Below are 19,951 nucleotides of genomic sequence, written 5' to 3' on the forward strand. Positions count from 1 at the left end.
AAATTACGCCTCGTCTTCATCGCGCAGCGGCACAATCAGCATGTCGATATGCACGGTGTTGATCAGCTGACGGGCTGAGGACATCAGCTTGCTCCAGAAATCCTGATGATGACCACATACTACAAGGTCAACGTCATATTTTCTGATCGCGTCAACCAGTACCTGGCCGAGGTCGCCACTGCCGCTCAGCGTCTCACTGATCGGGTAGCCCGCCGCATCTGACAACCCTTTCAGCGCCGCATGCGTCTCTTCAGAGATACGCTTCTGCATATCCCCTAAGTTGACATCAATCAGGCCGGTGTAGAGGTCGGAGTAATTGACATCAACGTGAATCAGGGAAATTCTGGCATCGTACGGACGAGCCAGCGAGACGGCCTTATCCACCAGCAACTGGCTTTCGGGAGAAAGGTCTACTGCAATCAGGATATGTTTATAAGCCATGATAAAACTCCTTTCACGAGGTTAAGGATGGCATCCGGTGTTCCTGCCGCGTCACAGCTTAGCGAAATCCCTTGCGCGAGCGGGCGATGAGCGCCACCAAAGTGTCTACCTGCATTGCAGGTGATGATGTTGTTATGTCCTCAGTATAGCCTTCTCCCACTGTAAATGCTGCCGTTGCCGCCTGGCTTATGAATAAGATCAAGGCTATGCCAGATTTACTCGCGCTGAACGAAAATCATCGTTGGAAAAAATGTAAAGATTTCTCCTACACTGAAAAAAGGCGGTCCGATTCGCAACCGCTCAGGGGGTCGAAAAACTTTCGCAGTCCGGTGATTCAGTGGCTGGTTATTTCTGCAGGTGGACTCAGTGTCTGACGCTGGGCCTGTTGCTGCGATTCCAGCCGGGAGGGGGAGAATATGATCAGCACTATTGCGCTTTTTTGGGCGCTTTGCGTGGTGTGTATCGTGAATATGGCGCGCTATTTTTCATCTCTGCGCGCTCTGCTGGCGGTCTTACGCGGTTGTGATCCGCTGCTGTATCAGTATGTCGATGGGGCGGGTTTTTTCACCTCTCATGGCCAGCCGAGCAAGCAGGTGCGGCTGGTCACTTATATCTGGGCAAAGCGCTATCTTGATCATCACGACGATGAGTTTATCCGGCGCTGCGAGCGGGTGCGTGGGCAGTTTATGCTGACCAGTGCGCTGTGCGGACTGGTGGTCATCAGTCTGGTGGCGCTGGCGATCTGGCATTAAAAAAGGGCGACTTGCGTCGCCCTTTTTTTTGCTGGCATCACACCAGTTTTAAGGCAATCCAGTAGAGCGAACCTGACAGCAGAATACAGACCGGCAGGGTGAAGATCCACGCCATGGCGATGTTCTTGATGGTCCGGCTCTGCAGCCCGCCACCGTCGACCAGCATGGTACCGGCAACCGATGAGGAGAGGATATGCGTGGTGGAGACGGGCATGCCGGTATAGCTGGCGACGCCAATCGACAGCGCTGCTGTCACCTGTGCTGACATTCCCTGCGCATAGGTCATGCCTTTTTTACCAATCTTCTCACCAATGGTGGTGGCAACACGACGCCAGCCAATCATGGTGCCGATGCCCAGCGCCAGCGCGACGGCCACAATAATCCAGATAGGCGCATACTCGATGGTGCCAAGCAGGTCGCTTTTCAGCTTATTGAGGAAGCGTTTGTCATCTGGCGAGGTTTCCTGCAGACGAGCCGCTTTATCAGCGGTATCGGAGATACACAGCAGCAGACGACGCATCTGACCGCGCTGATCAACCGTCAGCTGATCGTAGCTCTGCAGGTTATTCAGCAACACCTGCGCACCCTGTACCGCCTGTAATGCGCGCGCGCTGTCACAGTGGAACTCCTGCGGGCTGCTTGCTGGCACTTCTTCCGGCGTTGGCAGCTTAGGCGGTGCCATCTGGATGATGTGGGTCAGCGAGGCGTTATGCTGCTGATAATACTGCTCCAGGTGATTGACTGCATCGCGGGTTCGCGTGATGTCGTAACCGGAGGCATTCATATTCACCACGAAACCAGCAGGTGCCACGCCAATCAGAACCAGCATGATCAGGCCGATCCCTTTCTGACCGTCGTTTGCACCGTGCGAGTAACTTACGCCAATTGCCGAAACAATCAGGGCGATACGGGTCCAGAACGGCGGCTTTTTCTTGCCGTCGATCTTCTCACGGTCAGCAGGCGTCATATGAATACGCGCACGCTTTTTGGTATTGCTCCAGTAGCGACGCAGTATAAAGATTAAGCCGCCCGCCATCACCAGGCCGACAATCGGCGACAGGATCAGAGAAAGGAAGATGTTCAGCACTTTCGGGATGTTGAGCGCATCAACCACCGAGGTTCCGCTCATCAGGGCGTTGGTCAGACCGATACCGATAATGGCGCCGATCAGCGTATGGGAGCTGGATGCCGGCAGACCGAGATACCAGGTGCCGAGGTTCCAGATAATCGCCGCCAGCAGCATAGAAAACACCATGGCGAGACCGTGAGCCGATCCAACATTTAACAACAGATCGGTGGGAAGCATATGAACAATAGCGTAAGCGACACTCAATCCACCGAGCAGCACGCCAAGGAAGTTAAATACACCCGCCATGACCACAGCAAGCTGGGCACGCATGGCACGCGTATAGATGACCGTCGCAACTGCGTTGGCCGTGTCGTGGAAACCGTTGATCGCTTCGTAAAACAATACAAACAGCAGGGCAAGAACCAATAACAGGCTAGTACTGAGGTCTAGACCAGCAAACAGATGTAGCATAAACGTTACGCCATTTTTGGAGGACATGAACGCGGCGCATTATCCGCGACAACGTGCTGTATGGGAAAGGAAAATATAGCGCTAATTTAACCTTTCGATGTAAGGCGTAAGGGTAACTCAGAGAAAAAGGGTTAGATATTAGACAGATACAATATGACACATTTGCGGCATTTTTTTGACGCTGGCGTCTCAGTGAGCAGATCACTACAATCTGCGCCTTTCCAGTTAAGTGAGCGAGTCGTAGTGGAACAGTTTGACGTTATCATCATTGGTGCCGGAGCCGCAGGGCTGTTCTGCGCCGCCCAGGCCGGGCAGCGGGGACGCCGCGTGTTACTGCTGGATAACGGCAAAAAGCCGGGACGTAAAATTCTGATGTCTGGCGGTGGCCGCTGCAACTTCACCAATCTCTACACCGAACCGGCGGCGTATCTGTCGCACAATCCCCATTTCTGTAAATCGGCGCTGGCGCGTTATACCCAGTGGGATTTTATCGATCTGGTTAACCGCCACGGTATCGCCTGGCACGAGAAAACCCTGGGCCAGCTCTTCTGCGACGACTCCGCCCAGCAGATTGTCGATCTGCTGCTGGCCGAATGTGACAAAGGCAATGTCACCCTGCGGCTGCGCAGTGAAGTGCTCAGCGTGGCGCGCGATGAAAGCGGCTATACCCTGCAACTTAACGGCAGCACGGTTCAGGCGGAGAAGCTGGTCATCGCCAGCGGCGGTCTGTCGATGCCTGGCCTGGGTGCCACGCCGTTTGGCTATAAAATAGCGGAGCAGTTCGGGCTGAGCGTCTTTCCGACGCGGGCGGCGCTGGTGCCCTTTACCCTGCACAAACCGCTGCTGGAGCAGTTGCAGACGCTGTCAGGTGTCGCGCTGGAGACCACTATCGATGCGCAGGATGGCACCCGCTTCAAAGAGGCGATGCTGTTTACCCACCGCGGCCTCTCCGGCCCGGCGGTGTTACAAATCTCCAGCTACTGGCTACCCGGAGAATTCGTCACCATCGATCTGTCGCCTGCCACGCCGCTTGAGGCGTTTCTGACGGCGCAGCGTGAAGCACACCCGAATCTCAGCCTGAAGAACAGCCTGGCGAAAATCCTGCCGAAGCGTCTGGTGGAAGTATTGCAGACGCTGAAGGTGGTGCCGGATATCACCCTGAAGCAGCTCAACAGCAAACAGCAAACCGAGCTGGCGCAGACGCTGCACGCCTGGCGCATTCAGCCAAACGGCACCGAGGGATATCGAACTGCTGAAGTGACGCTGGGCGGCGTGGATACCACACAGCTCTCCTCGAAAACGATGGAGGCGCGTGCGGTGCCGGGACTTTACTTTATTGGTGAAGTGGCTGATGTCACCGGCTGGCTGGGCGGCTATAACTTCCAGTGGGCGTGGAGTTCCGCCTGGGCCTGCGCCCAGGCGTTGTAAGGCATTTACCAGCGCTGATGCACGTGAGGTGCGATCTTCTCCTGATAGATCTGCTTCAGCGCCGCCATCGTATCTGCAGAGAGCGCATCGACATCGCTGGCGCGGGCATTGGCTTCAGCCTGTTCGCGGTTTTTCGCGCCAGGGATCACCACGCTGACATCTTCGTTCATCAGTATCCAGCGCAGGGCAAACATCGCCATGGTGGTGTCGCCAGTGACAAAGCGGCGAATCTCGTCAACCGCCTCCAGCGCCACCTCATAAGGCACGCCGGAAAAGGTCTCGCCCTTATCGAACGCTTCGCCATTACGGTTAAAGGTGCGGTGGTCGTCAGCAGCAAACACGCTGTCGGCACGCATTTTGCCGGTCAGGAGTCCCGACGCCAGCGGCACACGGGCGATGATCGCCACATCACGGCGTTTCGCTTCACGCAGCAGCAGTTCAGCCGGACGCTGGCGGAAAATGTTGTAGATCAGCTGAATTGACGAGACGTTTGGAAACTCCAGCGCCTTCAGACCTTCTTCAACTTTCTCAACGGAGACACCGTAGTGACGGATTTTTCCGGCAGCGACCATCTCATCCATCACCGCAAAGACGTCCGGGTTGTAGTAGACCTCGGTCGGCGGGCAATGCAGCTGCACTAAATCCAGCGTGTCGGTTTGCAGGTTCTCGCGTGAACGGTCAATAAAGGCGTTGAGGTTTTCAGCATTGTAACCTTCAGCCACATGTGGCGAGAGGCGACGCCCCAGCTTGGTTGCCACAAACGGACGTTCACCGCCGCGCTGATTCAGCACCTCTGCGATGATTTTTTCGGAACGGCCATCGCCATAGACATCGGCGGTATCAATAAAGGTGATGCCCGCATCCAGCGCAGCATTCAGCGCGGCTTTGGCATCCTCCATGCTCACTTCCCCCCAGGTTCCGCCAATGGCCCATGCGCCAAAGCCAATTTCGGAGACGCGCTGACCGGTACGGCCCAGTGTTCGTAGTTTCATGCAAACATTCCTCGATGCGTTTCAGACAGGGTGACAGAAAGCGGCTAACCAATGAGCTTAGCGCTTCCTGGCAGAGAGGCGACCAGACGTCGTTGCAGACCTGCACGGTAAAAATGCGATGCTGCTACGCCATGCTGCTGGTTACGTTGAAGATTTCAGCGGAAAACGGCACGGGCAACGCCACTACCGCTTCGCTAATTAATTGATTTTAAGAAATTTCACCCGAAATTAAACAGGCGAGAGTGTGGATTCGGTCACATACTTCAATTTTCAGGCCAATAAGTGGATCGCCATGTTTAAATTTGTTAAGTCGGTCTTTGCCAGTCCGGATAAGTTTCTGCAGATCATGACCCGTCAGGATATCAACGACTCGATCGCTGAAGGTGAGCGCATCATTATTGATGAAAACGGCAATATCTCGGTCAACACGCTGAGCGAGGAAGTCCATGAAGATTTTGCCCGCCACGTGAATACGTTAAAGGGAGTGTGAGGTGGGTACCGCAATATTTATGGTGTTGATGGTCAGTGGTTACTGGTACACCAGCCGTGATTTGAACAGCCGCTTTAAAATCCGTCGTTCGTCGGGCTGGGATGTCTATTTCCTGGTCGCGCTTTACGGTTGTATTTTCGTCCTGCAGGGTGTGTTTGCGACCGGTATCATCTGGCTGGTGCTGCTCTGTATCTCCGGCATCGCCAACGCCGTCCAGATGATCCCCGGCGTCCACCTGAAGTGGCAGGTGGAGTTTATGAACTGGAGTTTCCTGGGCATCCAGGCTCCCGTGGTGATCATGCTCACCTTTGCCATTCTTCTCTGCCTTTACCGCTCAAACTGGGCAGGCAGTGCACGACTGAACGTTTCCGGTCGTAAAGACCTCTATCAGCAGCTGTCACGCTCTAATGGTGTGGAGCAACTGTTATTTCAGTGCATGGAAGAGGGCGAACTGGCGTGGATTACAATGAAGTCGCGCCGCATTTACATCGGCATGATTCATGCTTCGACTTTTGAATATGAGAGCACCAAAAATATCGTGCTGATCCCGATGCTGAGCGGATATCGCGACAGCAAGACGCTGAAGCTGGCGGTGGAACATAACTACAGCAAGTGGTACGCCGAGCACGACATCACGCTCGACTCGAAACCCAAAGATGCGATGTCGTTCCGTAAAGTGATCATGGTTGACCAGATTGAGAGTCTGTCGCTGTTCGACCCGGCCAGTGCGGCTGCGCTTTCGATGGGACATCCGCAGGAAGTGGAGAAGAGCCAGGGTAATGACGATGCGGACAGCCCGGACGATAAAAGCCGGGATGCCGCGGGTTAATCGAGCCCAATCTGTTTCCCTTAATGACAGCGCTTCATCAGGGGAAACAGTTTCCACCTCACACCATATTTTCCGCCGTAAACAGCCGAAAGGCCACTTTCCCCGCCTGATAGACATCTGGCTGATAGCCGGTTTCGAGATGACTCAGCATCAGATCAATCGCTAAACGGGCATGCTGCTGAGCATGCTGATCCAGGGTAAAAGCCACTTCATCGTTCAGCAGTAGCTGGCGGGTGACATCATAAAGCTCATGGGTGATGTAGGTGCATTTACCCAGCAGCTGGTGGGCGCGCAGGGTGTCGCTGACATCACTATTCCCCATGCCGGTGTTATAGACCCCTGCAATTGCCTGCGACGGACGCAGATGGCGAGCCAGTTCACTGCGGATGGTTTCCCGCTGATCCTGACCCGACAGCACTTCACGCAGATGACGCTGCGGCGCGCGCTGTTCCATGGCCTCACGAAATCCCGCGATGCGCTGACGATGGGCGCGGTAATCAAAACGGCCACTGACCATCAGAATGTCGCCGGGCTGGTTCACTGTCTTACTCATCAGCAGTCCGGCTGTGCGTCCCGCCTGATACTGGTCGATACCAACATGACACAAGCGGTCGGCATCGGGCAGATCGGTGACGATGGTGATCACCGGCACATTGCGGCTGCGGCACAGCGCCAGTGCCCGATAGATGGGCGGCGAGTCATGCGCAAAAACAATGATGCCGTCGCGGGTGCTGCTGCGGGCGATAATGCTTTGCGCCAGCTGCTCAGGCTGCGCTTCGGCCACCAGGGTTTTGTGTAGTTTCAGGCGGCGATAGCCAAGCTGACTGGCGACCTCGCTGAAATGGGTGGTGAGCTGTTGAAAAAAGGATGAGCCGTTATTGCTGAGGAACACCTCAATCTGCCACGGATGCTGGTACTCCTCTGGCAGCAGACGCTTCAGCCCCACTTCGCGTGCGGCTTTCAGGACTTTACGGCTGGTCTCCAGGGAGACGCCGCCGCGCTCATTCAGCACCCGATCGACCGTCGCAATCCCGACGCCTGCCATTTTTGCCACCACCTCTAAGGTGAGCTTTTTCATTCAGACTCCATGCGAAAATGGCAAATTGACTGCTGCCTGTCAGACTGTTTATCTCTTCTAACCGGTTAAAAGTAAAAGATAAAGCGATTTAATGATGGAAAGCCATCAACAGCGCTACGCCGTGGGGTTTTACCTGCAGTGCGGTCGTCTGGCTAAAAAGCACAACTGGCCGCTGCCTGGGCAGATTTACCGTTAAGCTTGTGACGAGACAATCAACGAGGAATGAATATGGCTCAGCAAAAAGAGGTTCTGATTATTGGTGCTTCACGCGGTATCGGTCTCGCGGTGGCACAGGCCTTTGCCGATGAGGGCTGGCAGGTCACGGCCACGCATCGCAGTGGCATCCCGGAACAGGGTAACCGGCCAGACATTCACTGGCATTCGCTGGATATGACCCACTCATCAGCGGTTCAACAGTTTGCCAGCCAGCTCAGTGGCAAGTCGTTCGATGCGATTCTGATTAACGCCGGGATTTCCGGGCCTGCGCACCAGAAAGTGTTGCAGAGTGACGATCAGGCGCTGGCGCAGCTATTCCTGACCAATGCGATCGCCCCGGTTCGCAGCGCAGAGATCCTGTTGCCGCTGCTGAAACAGGAAGGCGTGCTGGCGCTGACCTCATCTCAGCTCGGCAGCCTGAATGAAAATCCGGAGGCGCAGATGCCGATTTACTCGGCCAGCAAAGCCGCACTGAATATGCTGAGCCGCACGCTGACTCCGGCAGTGGAAGCGCAGAGCGGGACGCTGCTGACGCTGCATCCCGGCTGGGTGAAAACGGATATGGGCGGCGAGAGTGCGCCCCTGACGGCAGAAGAGAGTGCCGCCGGTATCGTCCAGCAGCTGATCCAGTGGCGCGGTCGTGGTGGTCATCACTATGTCGATTACGCCGGCCAGCAACTGCAGTGGTAGGCTGAAGCGGGGCGGTTACGCCCCGATGTCACGCAGCGCTTTACCCTTCATCAGATTGCGTTCAATGTGCTCCAGCGTCACATGTTTGGTCTCCGGCACCAGCATCAGCGTCAGCACGATAAATACCAGGTTGAGTGCGCCGTAGAACCAGAAGGTGTTGGCATTACCCAGCTGATCCAGCATGGTCAGGAAGGTGGCGCCAACAATCATATTGCCGACCCAGTTAGTGGTGGTGGAGGCGGTAATGCCGAAATCACGCCCTTTCAGTGGCTGAATCTCTGAACAGAGCAGCCAGATCACCGGTCCGGCCGCCATCGCAAAGCCGACGATAAACATCAGCAGCATCGCGACAGCAAAGTATTTGCGGAAATCTGTCTCAACGCCGATGTGCAACAGCGTTCCCAGCACGCCCATGCCAACCGCCATCACCAGAAAACTGGTGGTGAGCATCGGCTTGCGACCCCAGCGATCGACAAAGAAGATCGCAATCAGCGTGGCCAGCATATTGACCAGCCCGACAATCACCGTGCCCCACATCTGCTCACTGGTGCTGGAGAAGCCGGCGATGTTGAAGATTTTAGGCGCGTAATACATCACCACATTCATGCCGGTAAACTGCTGCATAACCTGTAGCAGCATACCCAGCCACACCGCGCGGCGGAAATTGCCATTAGAACGGAACAGCGACCAGCCGCGCTGCTTCACCTGCAGGCTTTCCCGGATCTCTTCCAGTTCCTCCCGGGCCTGTTCGCTGCTGTTACGCAGCCGATCCAGCACCCGCTGCGCCTCGTTAAAGCGTCCGTGCGCCGCCAGCCAGCGCGGACTGTTGGGCAGAAACAGCACGCCGATAAACAGGATCACCGCCGGAATGGCGATCACGCCGAGCATCCCGCGCCAGTTACCGCTGTAGCTGAACGCGGTGTCGGAGAGATAGGCCACGACAATGCCAGTGGTCAGCATCAGCTGGTACATCGAAATCATTGAGCCACGAATACGTTCAGGCGCAATCTCCGCCAGATAGAGTGGCGCGGTGTAAGAGGCGATCCCCACCGCCAGACCCAGCATCACGCGGGCACAGACCAGCGACGCCACATCCGGTGAGAAGGCTGACCACAGCGAGCCAATGACAAACAGCGTCGCCCCCGCCAGCATACTTTTCTTGCGTCCCAGCTTTGATGACATCCAGCCCGCCGCTAGTGCGCCCAGCGCCGCGCCAAACATCATCGAACTCACTACCCACTCCTGCTGATGGTTAGTGATCTGCAAATCCTTCGCCAGAAACGGCAAGGCACCTGCAATGACGCCGATATCCAGACCAAACAGCAGGCCGGACAGCGCAGCCATAAAACAGACGAACCAGGTAAAGCGGTTCTGTTGATTTCCCGATTTTTTTGCCGCGACCATGCGAGTCTCCTTGCGGGGGTTCTGTGTCAATATTGTTAATGTTATGTAAACATAGTCGATGCCAGTGTGGGGGCGATCACACTTCCGGCTATCACCGGTGCCACACAGCATTGCTGCGATAAGAAAGCATCAGAGATCAGCGGGTTGGTTCAGGAGAGGGAAACTGCGGCCGGGGCACGATTACGCAAAACAGGGCGCGTCAGGTCAGGTTTTGCAACTACCCGCCTGCGGCATTACACTGCCGCTTTACTGCTATTGATTGAAGGTGCTTATGTCTGAACCTTTCCAGCGTCAGCCGCTGCCTCTGCCGGGCGGCCATAAAAAAGTCCTGCTGCACTCCTGTTGCGCACCCTGCTCGGGTGAGGTGATGGAAGCGATGCTGGCATCCGGCATTGAATACACGATCTATTTCTACAACCCGAATATTCACCCGCTCAAAGAGTATGAGCTGCGTAAAGAGGAGAATATTCGCTTTGCCGAAAAATTTGGTGTGCCGTTTATTGATGCGGACTATGACCGGGATAACTGGTTTGAGCGGGCGCGCGGCCTGGAGTGGTCACCGGAACGGGGTGAACGCTGCACCATGTGCTTTGATATGCGCTTTGAACGTACGGCACTCTATGCCCATGAGAACGGTTTTCCGGTGATGACCAGTTGCCTGGGTATTTCGCGCTGGAAAGATATGAAGCAGATTAACAGCTGCGGAGTCCGCGCAGCGGCGGCGTATCCGGATCTGATGTACTGGGATTTTAACTGGCGTAAAGGTGGTGGGTCATCGCGCATGATTGAAATCAGCAAGCGCGAGAGTTTCTATCAGCAGGAATATTGTGGCTGTGTCTATTCACTGCGCGACACCAATCGTCATCGCGTCACCCAGGGACGTGAGCGTATTAAGATTGGTGTGCAATATTATCAGCCGGATGAATCCTGATTAACCTATTTCGCGGAAAGCGTCTGCCGGCGCATATCCGCGCGCTGAGCGCGTAACAGGCCGGACTGTTACGCCACAGCTCTGCTTTATGCTTTCCGCCCGACCGTAACTGCACAGCGCACAGGGATCATCAACGTCGGCCAGCTGCTGCTTTGCCTCGTCCTTCATCAGACGTTTACGGCAGACGCTCGGCGTGCAACCCATAATCTGCTTAAAAGATCGGGTAAAGGATTGCTGGCTTTCAAAATGGTATTTCAGCGCCAGGCTGATGATGGGCGTGCGGCTGTTTTTTAAATCATGAACACTGGCGTTAAGCTTTTTCTTACGAATATATCGCGCCAGGGTTTCATTATGATAACGGGCAAAAAGTTTCTGTAAATACCACTTAGAGTAACCCGCCTTTTCTGCAATATCATCAACGCTTAAACGCTGATCCAGATTATTATTAATCCACTCAGTGATAGAGACGATCACGCTTTCGTTATATTTATTTTCGTTCATAGAACCCCCTGTTTGATTTAAGAAGATTCTAAAATATTTATCTTAATGTGCTTATTCTTTGCGTAAAGATTTTTCAGGATTTTAATCGTTATCTCTGAAGATATTCATTTGAGGGGGTGTTATTAATAAAAAAGATGAATTGTGATTAATCTGTTGGTAATTGTAGGTGAATGAATAAGTTGTTCCGCGGGACGTTAATCAAAATGAGCCGTGAGTCCGCAGCCAGACTCACGGTTTACCTTGCCGGAATCTCTGTAATCACGGCTATAGCACGGCACATCAATAGATTTTTGGCTGCGACATGCCAGGCTTACGGCTCACCTTTAACCTGGAGAACCCCCCGGATGAGCCCGACATACGCGCTGAAAAAACCGCTTGCCGCCTTGCTCACCTCGCTGGCGTTATTTGCTCATGCACCTGCCAGTGCCGCTGGTGTGTATGGCGAACAGCTGGAAGGATTTCAATACCCCTATCCGTTGCAGCATTTTGATTTTAAATCCCAGCAGCAATCGCTGAGTATGGGCTATATGGATGTGAAACCGGCGCAAAGGGCCAACGGCGAAACCGTGGTGCTGATGCACGGTAAAAACTTCTGTGGCGCGACCTGGGAAGAGACCATTCGCGCACTCAGTCAGCAGGGATATCGCGTTATCGCGCCCGACCAGATTGGCTTCTGCAGCTCGACCAAACCAGCCAGTTACCAGTACAGTTTTCAGCAGCTGGCAGATAACACCCATCAGTTGCTCACCCGGCTGGGTGTGAAGAAGGCGGTGATTATGGGTCACTCCACTGGCGGGATGCTGGCAACACGTTATGCGCTGATGTACCCGGAACAGACACAGAAGCTGGTGCTGGTTAACCCGATCGGGCTGGAGGACTGGAAAGCCAAAGGCGCACCGTGGCGATCCGTAGATCAGTGGTATCAGCGCGAACTCAAACTCAGCGCAGAGGGCATTAAGAAGTATGAGCAGCAGACCTACTATGTCGGTCGCTGGAAACCCGAATATGACAAGTGGGTTGATATGCTGGCCGGACTCAACAGCGGGCCGGGCCACCAGAAGGTGGCGTGGAACTCCGCCTTAATCTACGACATGATCTTCACTCAGCCCGTATTTTATGAATTCGGCGATCTGAAAGTGCCCACCACGCTGATGATCGGCACCTCAGACACGACTGCCATCGGCAGTGATATCGCCCCGGCAGAGGTGAAAGCCCGGCTGGGTGATTACGCGGTACTGGGGAAAGAGGTCGCAAAACGCATTCCGGGGGCGCGCTTAATCGAATTCCCCGGTATGGGACACGCGCCGCAAATGGAAGAACCGGCAAAATTTAACCAGACGCTGCTCGACGATCTGGCGCGTCCCCTGAACCGTCAGGCGCTGCGGCGCCTGACCTTAGATCGCCACGCGTTTCTGCTTTTTACTGAGGTACATCTGCTCATCGCTGTCGTGCAGCAACTGCTCCAGCGATTGCGGATGCGCCGCGTCAAACTCCACGACGCCGGACGAGAATTGCAGGCGGTAACGGCGGTTCAGACTGACTGATTGCTGTTGCAGATAACGGTCAAACTGCAGGAGCAGCGCTTCGCTCTGCTGCTGCTGCAGACCATTAAACAGCACCACAAACTCATCGCCACCCAGACGGGCAAACAGATCCGAATGCTTAAACACCACTTTCATCGCATCGGCAAAGTCCATCAGCGCCCGGTCGCCTTCGCGGTGGCCCAGCGTGTCATTAATCTGCTTAAATTTGTCGAGATCGAGAAAGGTCAGGCAGGCAGGCCGGTTTTTCAGCCGGCACTCGTTCAGCACCATCTGTCCCAGCGTCATAAAGCCGCGACGATTGGTGATCTGCGTCAGTTCATCACAGGTGGCAGTCTGAAAGGCGACCAGTTCCGCTTCGGCCATGGCGGCCAGGTCGCGCATCGTGGCCTGATCCTCTTCATTAAACTGACGCGGTTCACGACCAATGATACAGAGGGTACCCATTTTAGCGCCGCCCGGTGCCCGCAGCGGACAGCCGGCATAAAAGCGGATGTGCGGTTCGCCGGTAACCAGCGGATTATCATAAAAACGTTCATCTTCTGCGGCATCTTCAACGATCATAATCTCATCCTGCAGGATGGCATGACCGCAAAAGGAGATGTCGCGGGGCGATCCTGCGGGTTCATAGCCCTGAGCGGATTTAAACCACTGATGATCAGCTTCCAGCAGGCTGACTAACGCGATAGGAACGTCATACAGGCGGCGCGCCAGACGGGTTAAACGATCAAATCTTTCTTCCGCTGGTGTGTTCATTATGTTCAGCGCACGCAACTGCGATAAACGTTGTGCCTCGTCGGCAGCGATTTCAGGTGCTTTCATCACAGAGCCCTTTATTTTTTTAGCTCAAGCCAGGTTCTGGTGTTTGCCTTACGGCGAAGAAGAAGAGCGTGACATAGCCATCACGCTCTTTATAAGGAGGGGATCAGAGCACTTTTTGTTCGGCGAGATCAAGGGCGAAATAGCTGAAAATCAGGTCTGCACCGGCGCGTTTAATCGCACCCAGGCTTTCCAGCACCACATTGCGTTCATCAATGGCACCGGCCTGAGCGGCAAATTTGATCATCGCGTATTCACCACTCACCTGATAAGCCGCCAGCGGCAATTCGGTACGTTCACGGATATCGCGCAGGATATCCAGATAAGCACCTGCCGGTTTCACCATCAGTGAATCCGCGCCCTGTGCCGCGTCGAGCAGCGATTCACGGATCGCTTCACGACGGTTCATCGGGTTCATCTGGTAGGTTTTACGGTCGCCTTTCAGCGCTGTTCCGGCCGCTTCACGGAACGGGCCGTAAAACGAGGAGGCGAATTTGGTGGAGTAGGACATGATGGCGGTCTGAGTGAAGCCCGCGGCGTCCAGTGCCCGGCGAATCGCCTCAACCTGACCATCCATCGCCGCTGACGGGGCGATGAAATCCGCACCGGCTGCGGCGGCAACGACGGCCTGCTTACCCAGGTTTTCCAGGGTAGCATCGTTATCGACGCCGTGATCACACAACACGCCACAGTGGCCGTGGCTGGTGTATTCACAGAAGCAGGTGTCAGACATCACGATCATTTCTGGCACGGTATCTTTGCAGATGCGGGACATACGTGCCACCAGACCGTTCTCGTTCCAGGCATCGCTGCCGGTGGCATCGGTGTGGTGCGAAATACCGAAGGTCATCACCGAGCGGATACCCGCTTTGGCGATGCGCTCAATTTCATAGGCGAGACGTTTTTCCGGAATACGCATCACGCCAGGCATCGCCTGAATCGCTTTGTAATCGTCGACTTCTTCTTCAACAAAGATGGGCAGAGCCAGATCGTTCAGGCTCAGTGAGGACTCCTGGAACATTTCACGCATTGAGGCGCTGGCGCGCAATCTTCTTGGGCGCTGGATAAGGGAATAATCAGACATTTTCATTCTTACGCAGGTGAAAAAAGTGACAACAGTTTACTCCCTTTGCCTGCGAGGGATGAAGGTTTGTGTGCGGTCAGGAGAGGGGAAAAGAACTCTCCCGCCGGGCGGCGGGAGAGCAGAACGGTTACTCGTTGATATCCGGATGCTGTTGCACCAGGTTTTTACGTTTCGCTTCCAGACGGGAGATCTCTTCGTCGATATCTTCGATTTTGTGCTCGATGTTATCGTGATGTTCCTGCAGGATTTCGCGCGCTTCTTCCATATCAGAAGCCGCCGGTGTCGCGCCTTTCAGGGGCTTATTGGCAGTTTCTTTCATGTACAGACCGGTAATCAGACCAATCACTGCCACCACCATCAGATAGTAGGCTGGCATGTAGAGGTTATTGGTCGTTTCTACCAGCCAGGCAGCCAGCGTTGGCGTCAGACCGGCAACCAGTACCGAGATGTTAAACGCACTCGCCAGCGCACTGTAGCGGATGTGCGTCGGGAACATCGCAGGCAGTGAAGAGGCCATCACGCCAGTAAAGGCGTTGAGGATCACTGCCAGCAGCAGCAGACCACCAAAAATCAGTCCGAGTACGCCACTGTTGATCATCATAAAGGCAGGAATCGCGAAGATCATCAGGGCGATACTGCCGATGATGACAAACGGACGACGGCCGAAACGGTCACTCATCATGCCGATCATTGGCTGGACAAACAGCATACCGATCATGATGGCGATGATAATCATCACACCGTGGTCTTCGCTGTAGTGCAGGTTATGTGACAGGTAGCTCGGCATGTACGTCAGCAACATGTAGTAGGTGACGTTAGTGGCGATAACCAGACCGACACAGGAGAGCAGGCTGCGCCAGTGTTTGGTCGCAATCTCTTTAAACGATACCTGTGGACCATCCTGCAGGCCTTCGCGGTCGCCCTGTTCCAGTTTGTCTACGTGCTGCTGGAATGCCGGGGTCTCTTCCAGCGCATGACGCAGGTAAAGACCGATAATTCCCAGCGGCAGCGCGACGAAGAACGGCAGACGCCAGCCCCACTCAAGGAAACTCTCTTCTCCGATAATGGAGGAAATCAGCACCACCAGGCCCGCACCGAGCACGAAGCCCGCAATCGAACCAAAGTCGAGCCAGCTTCCCATAAAGCCGCGTTTACGGTCAGGCGAATATTCGGCCACAAAGATTGAGGCGCCGGTATATTCACCGCCCACCGAGAAGCCCTGAGCCATCTTCGCTAACAGCAGCAGAATAGGTGCCCAGATGCCGATGGAGGCGTAGGACGGTATCAGGCCGATACAGAAGGTACTGACCGACATGATGATGATGGTGATGGAGAGGATTTTCTGACGACCATATTTGTCGCCCAGCATACCGAAGAACAGTCCACCCAACGGGCGAATCAGGAAAGGAACAGAGAAAGTGGCGAGCGCCGCAATCATCTGAACGCCCGGTGAAACGTCCGGGAAAAAGACCTTACCCAGCGCATAGGCCACAAAGCCGTAAACACCGAAGTCGAACCACTCCATCGCGTTGCCCAGAGAGGCCGCGGTGATGGCTTTACGTAAACGGGTATCATCGATGATAGTCACATCATCGATCCCAATTGGTTTTACACGCTTCCTACGCAATTTCATAGAATTACCCTGTATTGGAACACGAAAGTCCTCAACGGCGCGAGCCGGGTGTGAGTCGTTCAGACCGCTGCGTTGAGAAATTTAAGCATAGCCGTAAATAAGCACTGTTTATGCGCCGGCAGACACAATAATTACTGTTGTGATTATTGCGAACAGCGACAGAGTATACCGTTTTTGTGTGATATCTGTCATGTTTGGGCTACATCCGGCCTGTTTTTACAACAAATAGAGCTATTTGCAACCGCAAAAAAATTATCACTGAGCGTGACGACCGCCGTTTTTTTCAGCAAAACAGGGGCAAAGAGGGGGAAGTTACGAGGCATGCTGGCACCGGAAGCGGTTATCCGCTTTGCATCACAGGGCGGAGAGCAGAAAGATGAGTGAATGTGGCTCGACTGGCGGTTCAGCTGCCATCTGCTCTGGTTCAGACGTCGGGTTCCTGCCGGGTCTGAAGAGCCAGCTCCCGTTCAATCGGCTGTTCGCCCCGATCGGTCAGCCAGGCAACCAGCGCCGTGTTGTCCATCGGGCGGGCATAATAATAGCCCTGGATAAAGACCACGCCGCGCCGTTGCAGATAGCTGAACTGTAACGCGGTCTCAACGCCTTCTCCCAGCACTTCCAGCTCAAGCTCATGGCTGAGCTGGATAATGGCGTCCAGCACCGGCGTTCTGCCTTCCAGGGATTCAATCGCGTTGATAAAGCCGCGATCGATTTTCAGATAATCTATCGTGAAGGTCTGTAAATAGCTCAGCGAACAGTGTCCGGTCCCAAAATCATCAATCGCGACCTTCATTCCGCAACCACGTAACTGCTCCAGCTTGCGAGCCACCTCAGCGCCATCTTTGATCAGGCTGCGTTCGGTCAGCTCCAGGGTAATCAGGAACTGCTTATCTTTGATCCGTTCGGCAAACTGCAGCATATCGTCGACAAAGTCAGGATGCTGCAGATGATCCGCCGCCACGTTAATGGCCAGGTGGAAATGGGGCTCAACCTGCCACGCCTGCACATCCTCTGCAATTAAATCGAGCAGATGGCGGGTCAGCGGCACAATCATGCCTTCCGCTTCTGCTGCGCCGATAAAAATATCTGGCCGCACGCCTTTACCGTCGGGCGTTGTCCAGCGCAGCAGGGCTTCAGCGCCGCTGCAGCGTTGCAGCCGGTTGTCATAGACCGGCTGATAGTGCGCCCTGAACTGGCCGCTGGTGATGGCCCGGCGAATCTCATCGCGCCATGAAATACGCCGTTTCAGCCAGTTCGCCATCAGCATCATCAGCAGAATAGAGAAGATAGCGGCCATCGGCATGATGATAAACATCACCTGACGCCAGGCCGAGATCAGTTCAGAGGGTGAGGCAATGAGGGTGACAGAGAGCGGATAGCGGTGGGAGAGGGCCTGATAAATCATGGGTTCAAACCAGCTGGACGCGGCGATGTGTGGATCGCCAAACGAGATCGGCGCGCCGCCGCTGAACGTCATGCTGAAATGATAGAGATGGCTGCTGCTGATCGCGCGCATAAAATCGATCAGATACTGGCCATCAATCACTGCCCAGAATCCCTCGCCATCGGGCAAATCGCGCATAAAAATCACGGCCGGACGGTCCGGTACGCCCGTTGTTCCGGCAATGGACAGACTCCACCAGGCTTTTCCGGTAACCGGCGCGTCGCGCATGATCATCTCTTTCAGCAGGCCTGGGCGTGAACCATACACCGACGAGCAGGCGATGTGATCCTGCTCCATTTTACCGATCGCACGAAAATAGGGGTTTAGCGAGCCAATGCGCTGCAACTGGTTTTCAATCCGGCTGCAGGGCTGATGATGAAACTGGCGCAGCACGGTAATCATATCCCAGGCGCTGTCGCTCATTCTTTCAGCCTGAGATAACAGCGTATTCGCCGCGGTGACCTGCTGCTGATGCACGGTGTGGCGCGCATCCAGGGCGGTGAAAAAAATGCCAATAATCAGAGGCAGCACGCCGGAAATAATAATCACCAGCCTGGCGTAGTCGCGTTTTCGTTTCAGTAGCGGCACCGCTGAATCCTCTGAGTATTATTGGTGTTATGCGGAGGTGCTGATCAGTGGCGCAGCATAGCATCTCTCCGGGCGGTGCAGATTAGCGTTTTTGCGATCAGGAGAACTGACTAAGGTCAATTATCGACCAGACATTGCATTTTTTGACAGGTTGTTTGGTTTTCGTTGCGATGCAGCAAAACAATCAGGTGAAAACGGGAGGCAGGGCAGAAGGCCGATCCGCCGCAGTGGCCAGGAGAGACCCTGGCCCGTCACAGGGCGGGCGCAGGGCAGGACGTTTTATTTAATCGGCAAAATAGATCTGTTTCAGCGCTACTTCAACGCCGCGCAGTTCGGCAAGGCCTTTCAGGCGGCCAATGGCGGAATAACCGGGATTGGTGCGCTTATGCAGGTCGTCCAGCATCTGATGGCCGTGATCGGGACGCATGGGAATCGCCCGCAGGTTGCCCGCCCGACGGCGGCGCTGCTCTTCCGCCAGAATAACCTTGATCACGCCGACCATATCGACGTCGCCCGCCAGATGCGCCGCTTCATGGAAGCTGGCCGGGTTTGCCTCGCGTTTTGTGGCGCGCAGATGGATAAAGTTAATGCGGTCGGCATAGGTTTCCGCCATCTCAACCAGCGCATTGTCGGCACGCACGCCATAGGAGCCGGTACAGAAACAGAAACCGTTGTGCAGACTGTCCACGGTTTCTTTCAGCCACTGCATATCTTCCTGGGTAGAAATAATGCGTGGCAGGCCCAGAATAGGACGTGGTGGGTCATCCGGATGCACCGCCAGTTTAACGCCCGTTTCCTCCGCAACCGGCACAATGGCGCGCAGGAAGGTCGCCATATGCTCGCGCAGTTTCGCTTTGTCGATGCCGTCATACTGCGTCAGCTGCGCCTGAAACTGCTCCAGGGTGTAACCCTCTTCGGCGCCAGGCAGACCGGCGATAATATTGCGCACCAGAGTGCTTTTCTCTTCTGCGCTCATGGCGGCAAAGCGCTGAGCGGCGGCCTGCTGCTCGGCTGGGCTGTAATCCTGTTCCGCTCCCGGACGCTGCAACAGATAAAGCTCGAAGGCCGCGAAAGCGTCGGCGTCGAAGCGCAGCGCTTTTGCGCCATCCGGCAGCGTCCAGGCGAGGTCGGTTCGGGTCCAGTCCAGCACCGGCATGAAGTTGTAGCAGACGGTATCAATGCCGCAGGCGGCCAGATTGCGTATCGACTGCTGATAATTGGCGATATAGCGAAGGTAGTCACCACGCTGGGTTTTAATCGCCTCATGGACCGGGATGCTCTCCACCACCGACCAGACCAGACCTTTTTCCGCCAGCAGTGCCTGACGCGCTTTAATCTCCTCAACCGGCCACACCTCGCCGTTAGGGATATGGTGCAGCGCCGTCACAATGCCGGTCGCGCCCGCCTGACGCGCATCATCCAGTGAGACCGGGTCGTTGGGGCCGTACCATCGCCATGTATGTTCCATTTTTACTCCTCAACTGTGATGTGGCCCAGTGGTCAGGCCGCTGGACCAAGAGTATGATAGTGGACAAAACAGGGCCGTGATC

17 protein-coding genes and 1 pseudogene are annotated in these 19,951 nt (G+C 55.0%); 7 read left to right on the forward strand and 11 right to left on the reverse strand.

What is annotated here, in order from left to right; translation table 11 throughout:
- Positions 1–3: 3 nt before the first annotated feature.
- Positions 4–441: a universal stress protein UspA gene (uspA, locus tag ACX8ZY_RS01305; protein ID WP_010253396.1), complete on the reverse strand. Its 438-nt coding sequence runs from the start codon at positions 439–441 to the stop codon at positions 4–6.
- 416 nt (positions 442–857) lie between these two features.
- Here uspA and uspB point away from each other — a divergent pair, with 416 nt between their 5' ends.
- Positions 858–1,193 carry a universal stress protein UspB gene (uspB, locus tag ACX8ZY_RS01310; RefSeq protein ID WP_010253393.1) on the forward strand — a complete coding sequence of 112 codons (336 nt, stop codon included), beginning with the start codon at positions 858–860 and terminating at the stop codon, positions 1,191–1,193.
- A 37-nt stretch (positions 1,194–1,230) separates the two neighbouring features.
- Here the strand turns inward: uspB and pitA are convergent, their stop codons facing one another.
- On the reverse strand, positions 1,231–2,733 hold the full coding sequence (gene pitA, locus ACX8ZY_RS01315) for an inorganic phosphate transporter PitA (protein WP_031292107.1): 1,503 nt from the start codon (positions 2,731–2,733) through the stop codon (positions 1,231–1,233).
- Positions 2,734–2,976: 243 nt separating this feature from the next.
- Between pitA and ACX8ZY_RS01320 the strand changes: the two genes are divergently transcribed.
- Positions 2,977–4,161, forward strand: coding sequence for a BaiN/RdsA family NAD(P)/FAD-dependent oxidoreductase (locus tag ACX8ZY_RS01320; protein WP_010253390.1), 1,185 nt, complete (start codon positions 2,977–2,979; stop codon positions 4,159–4,161).
- Positions 4,162–4,166: 5 nt separating this feature from the next.
- Here ACX8ZY_RS01320 and ACX8ZY_RS01325 read toward each other — a convergent pair whose 3' ends face one another.
- Entirely contained in the window at positions 4,167–5,153 is a 987-nt protein-coding gene (locus ACX8ZY_RS01325) for an aldo/keto reductase (RefSeq protein WP_031593468.1), read from the reverse strand.
- A 292-nt stretch (positions 5,154–5,445) separates the two neighbouring features.
- Between ACX8ZY_RS01325 and ACX8ZY_RS01330 the strand changes: the two genes are divergently transcribed.
- Positions 5,446–5,643, forward strand: a complete 198-nt coding sequence (locus ACX8ZY_RS01330; RefSeq protein ID WP_010253388.1) for a hypothetical protein — start codon at positions 5,446–5,448, stop codon at positions 5,641–5,643.
- Between the two features lies 1 nt (position 5,644).
- Positions 5,645–6,472 carry a hypothetical protein gene (locus tag ACX8ZY_RS01335; RefSeq protein WP_010253387.1) on the forward strand — a complete coding sequence of 276 codons (828 nt, stop codon included), beginning with the start codon at positions 5,645–5,647 and terminating at the stop codon, positions 6,470–6,472.
- Positions 6,473–6,530: 58 nt separating this feature from the next.
- Here ACX8ZY_RS01335 and ACX8ZY_RS01340 read toward each other — a convergent pair whose 3' ends face one another.
- Positions 6,531–7,550: a LacI family DNA-binding transcriptional regulator gene (locus ACX8ZY_RS01340; protein ID WP_010253385.1), complete on the reverse strand. Its 1,020-nt coding sequence runs from the start codon at positions 7,548–7,550 to the stop codon at positions 6,531–6,533.
- 228 nt (positions 7,551–7,778) lie between these two features.
- On the opposite strand from ACX8ZY_RS01340, the gene ACX8ZY_RS01345 reads away from it, so the two are divergent.
- Positions 7,779–8,456: an SDR family oxidoreductase gene (locus ACX8ZY_RS01345; RefSeq protein ID WP_258993310.1), complete on the forward strand. Its 678-nt coding sequence runs from the start codon at positions 7,779–7,781 to the stop codon at positions 8,454–8,456.
- A 15-nt stretch (positions 8,457–8,471) separates the two neighbouring features.
- Here ACX8ZY_RS01345 and ACX8ZY_RS01350 read toward each other — a convergent pair whose 3' ends face one another.
- Positions 8,472–9,860 (reverse strand): sugar porter family MFS transporter, encoded by a 1,389-nt coding sequence (locus tag ACX8ZY_RS01350; RefSeq protein WP_163851034.1) that lies wholly within the window; start codon positions 9,858–9,860, stop codon positions 8,472–8,474.
- Positions 9,861–10,131: 271 nt separating this feature from the next.
- Between ACX8ZY_RS01350 and ACX8ZY_RS01355 the strand changes: the two genes are divergently transcribed.
- Entirely contained in the window at positions 10,132–10,791 is a 660-nt protein-coding gene (locus tag ACX8ZY_RS01355) for an epoxyqueuosine reductase QueH (protein ID WP_010253376.1), read from the forward strand.
- Here the strand turns inward: ACX8ZY_RS01355 and ACX8ZY_RS01360 are convergent, their stop codons facing one another.
- Entirely contained in the window at positions 10,792–11,292 is a 501-nt protein-coding gene (locus tag ACX8ZY_RS01360) for a helix-turn-helix domain-containing protein (RefSeq protein ID WP_187492226.1), read from the reverse strand.
- 344 nt (positions 11,293–11,636) lie between these two features.
- Between ACX8ZY_RS01360 and ACX8ZY_RS01365 the strand changes: the two are divergent.
- A pseudogene (locus ACX8ZY_RS01365) lies at positions 11,637–12,656 on the forward strand (alpha/beta fold hydrolase); the annotation flags it as partial.
- Between the two features lie 30 nt (positions 12,657–12,686).
- On the opposite strand, the gene ACX8ZY_RS01370 reads toward ACX8ZY_RS01365, so the two are convergent.
- From ACX8ZY_RS01370 to uxuA, 5 genes are all read right to left on the reverse strand, one after another.
- Positions 12,687–13,655, reverse strand: a complete 969-nt coding sequence (locus tag ACX8ZY_RS01370) for a GGDEF domain-containing protein (protein ID WP_010253370.1) — start codon at positions 13,653–13,655, stop codon at positions 12,687–12,689.
- A 103-nt stretch (positions 13,656–13,758) separates the two neighbouring features.
- Positions 13,759–14,736, reverse strand: coding sequence for a porphobilinogen synthase (gene hemB / locus ACX8ZY_RS01375; RefSeq protein WP_010671515.1), 978 nt, complete (start codon positions 14,734–14,736; stop codon positions 13,759–13,761).
- 127 nt (positions 14,737–14,863) lie between these two features.
- Positions 14,864–16,369: a glycine betaine/L-proline transporter ProP gene (proP, locus tag ACX8ZY_RS01380; RefSeq protein ID WP_010253365.1), complete on the reverse strand. Its 1,506-nt coding sequence runs from the start codon at positions 16,367–16,369 to the stop codon at positions 14,864–14,866.
- A gap of 424 nt (positions 16,370–16,793) precedes the next feature.
- Complete coding sequence (locus ACX8ZY_RS01385; protein ID WP_158131310.1) at positions 16,794–18,401, reverse strand: EAL domain-containing protein; 1,608 nt, start codon at positions 18,399–18,401, stop codon at positions 16,794–16,796.
- Between the two features lie 283 nt (positions 18,402–18,684).
- Positions 18,685–19,869 (reverse strand): mannonate dehydratase, encoded by a 1,185-nt coding sequence (uxuA, locus tag ACX8ZY_RS01390; protein WP_033768013.1) that lies wholly within the window; start codon positions 19,867–19,869, stop codon positions 18,685–18,687.
- Positions 19,870–19,951 lie beyond the last annotated feature (82 nt).

Source organism: Pantoea sp. XAF26B01_ASV70 (assembly GCF_054512635.1).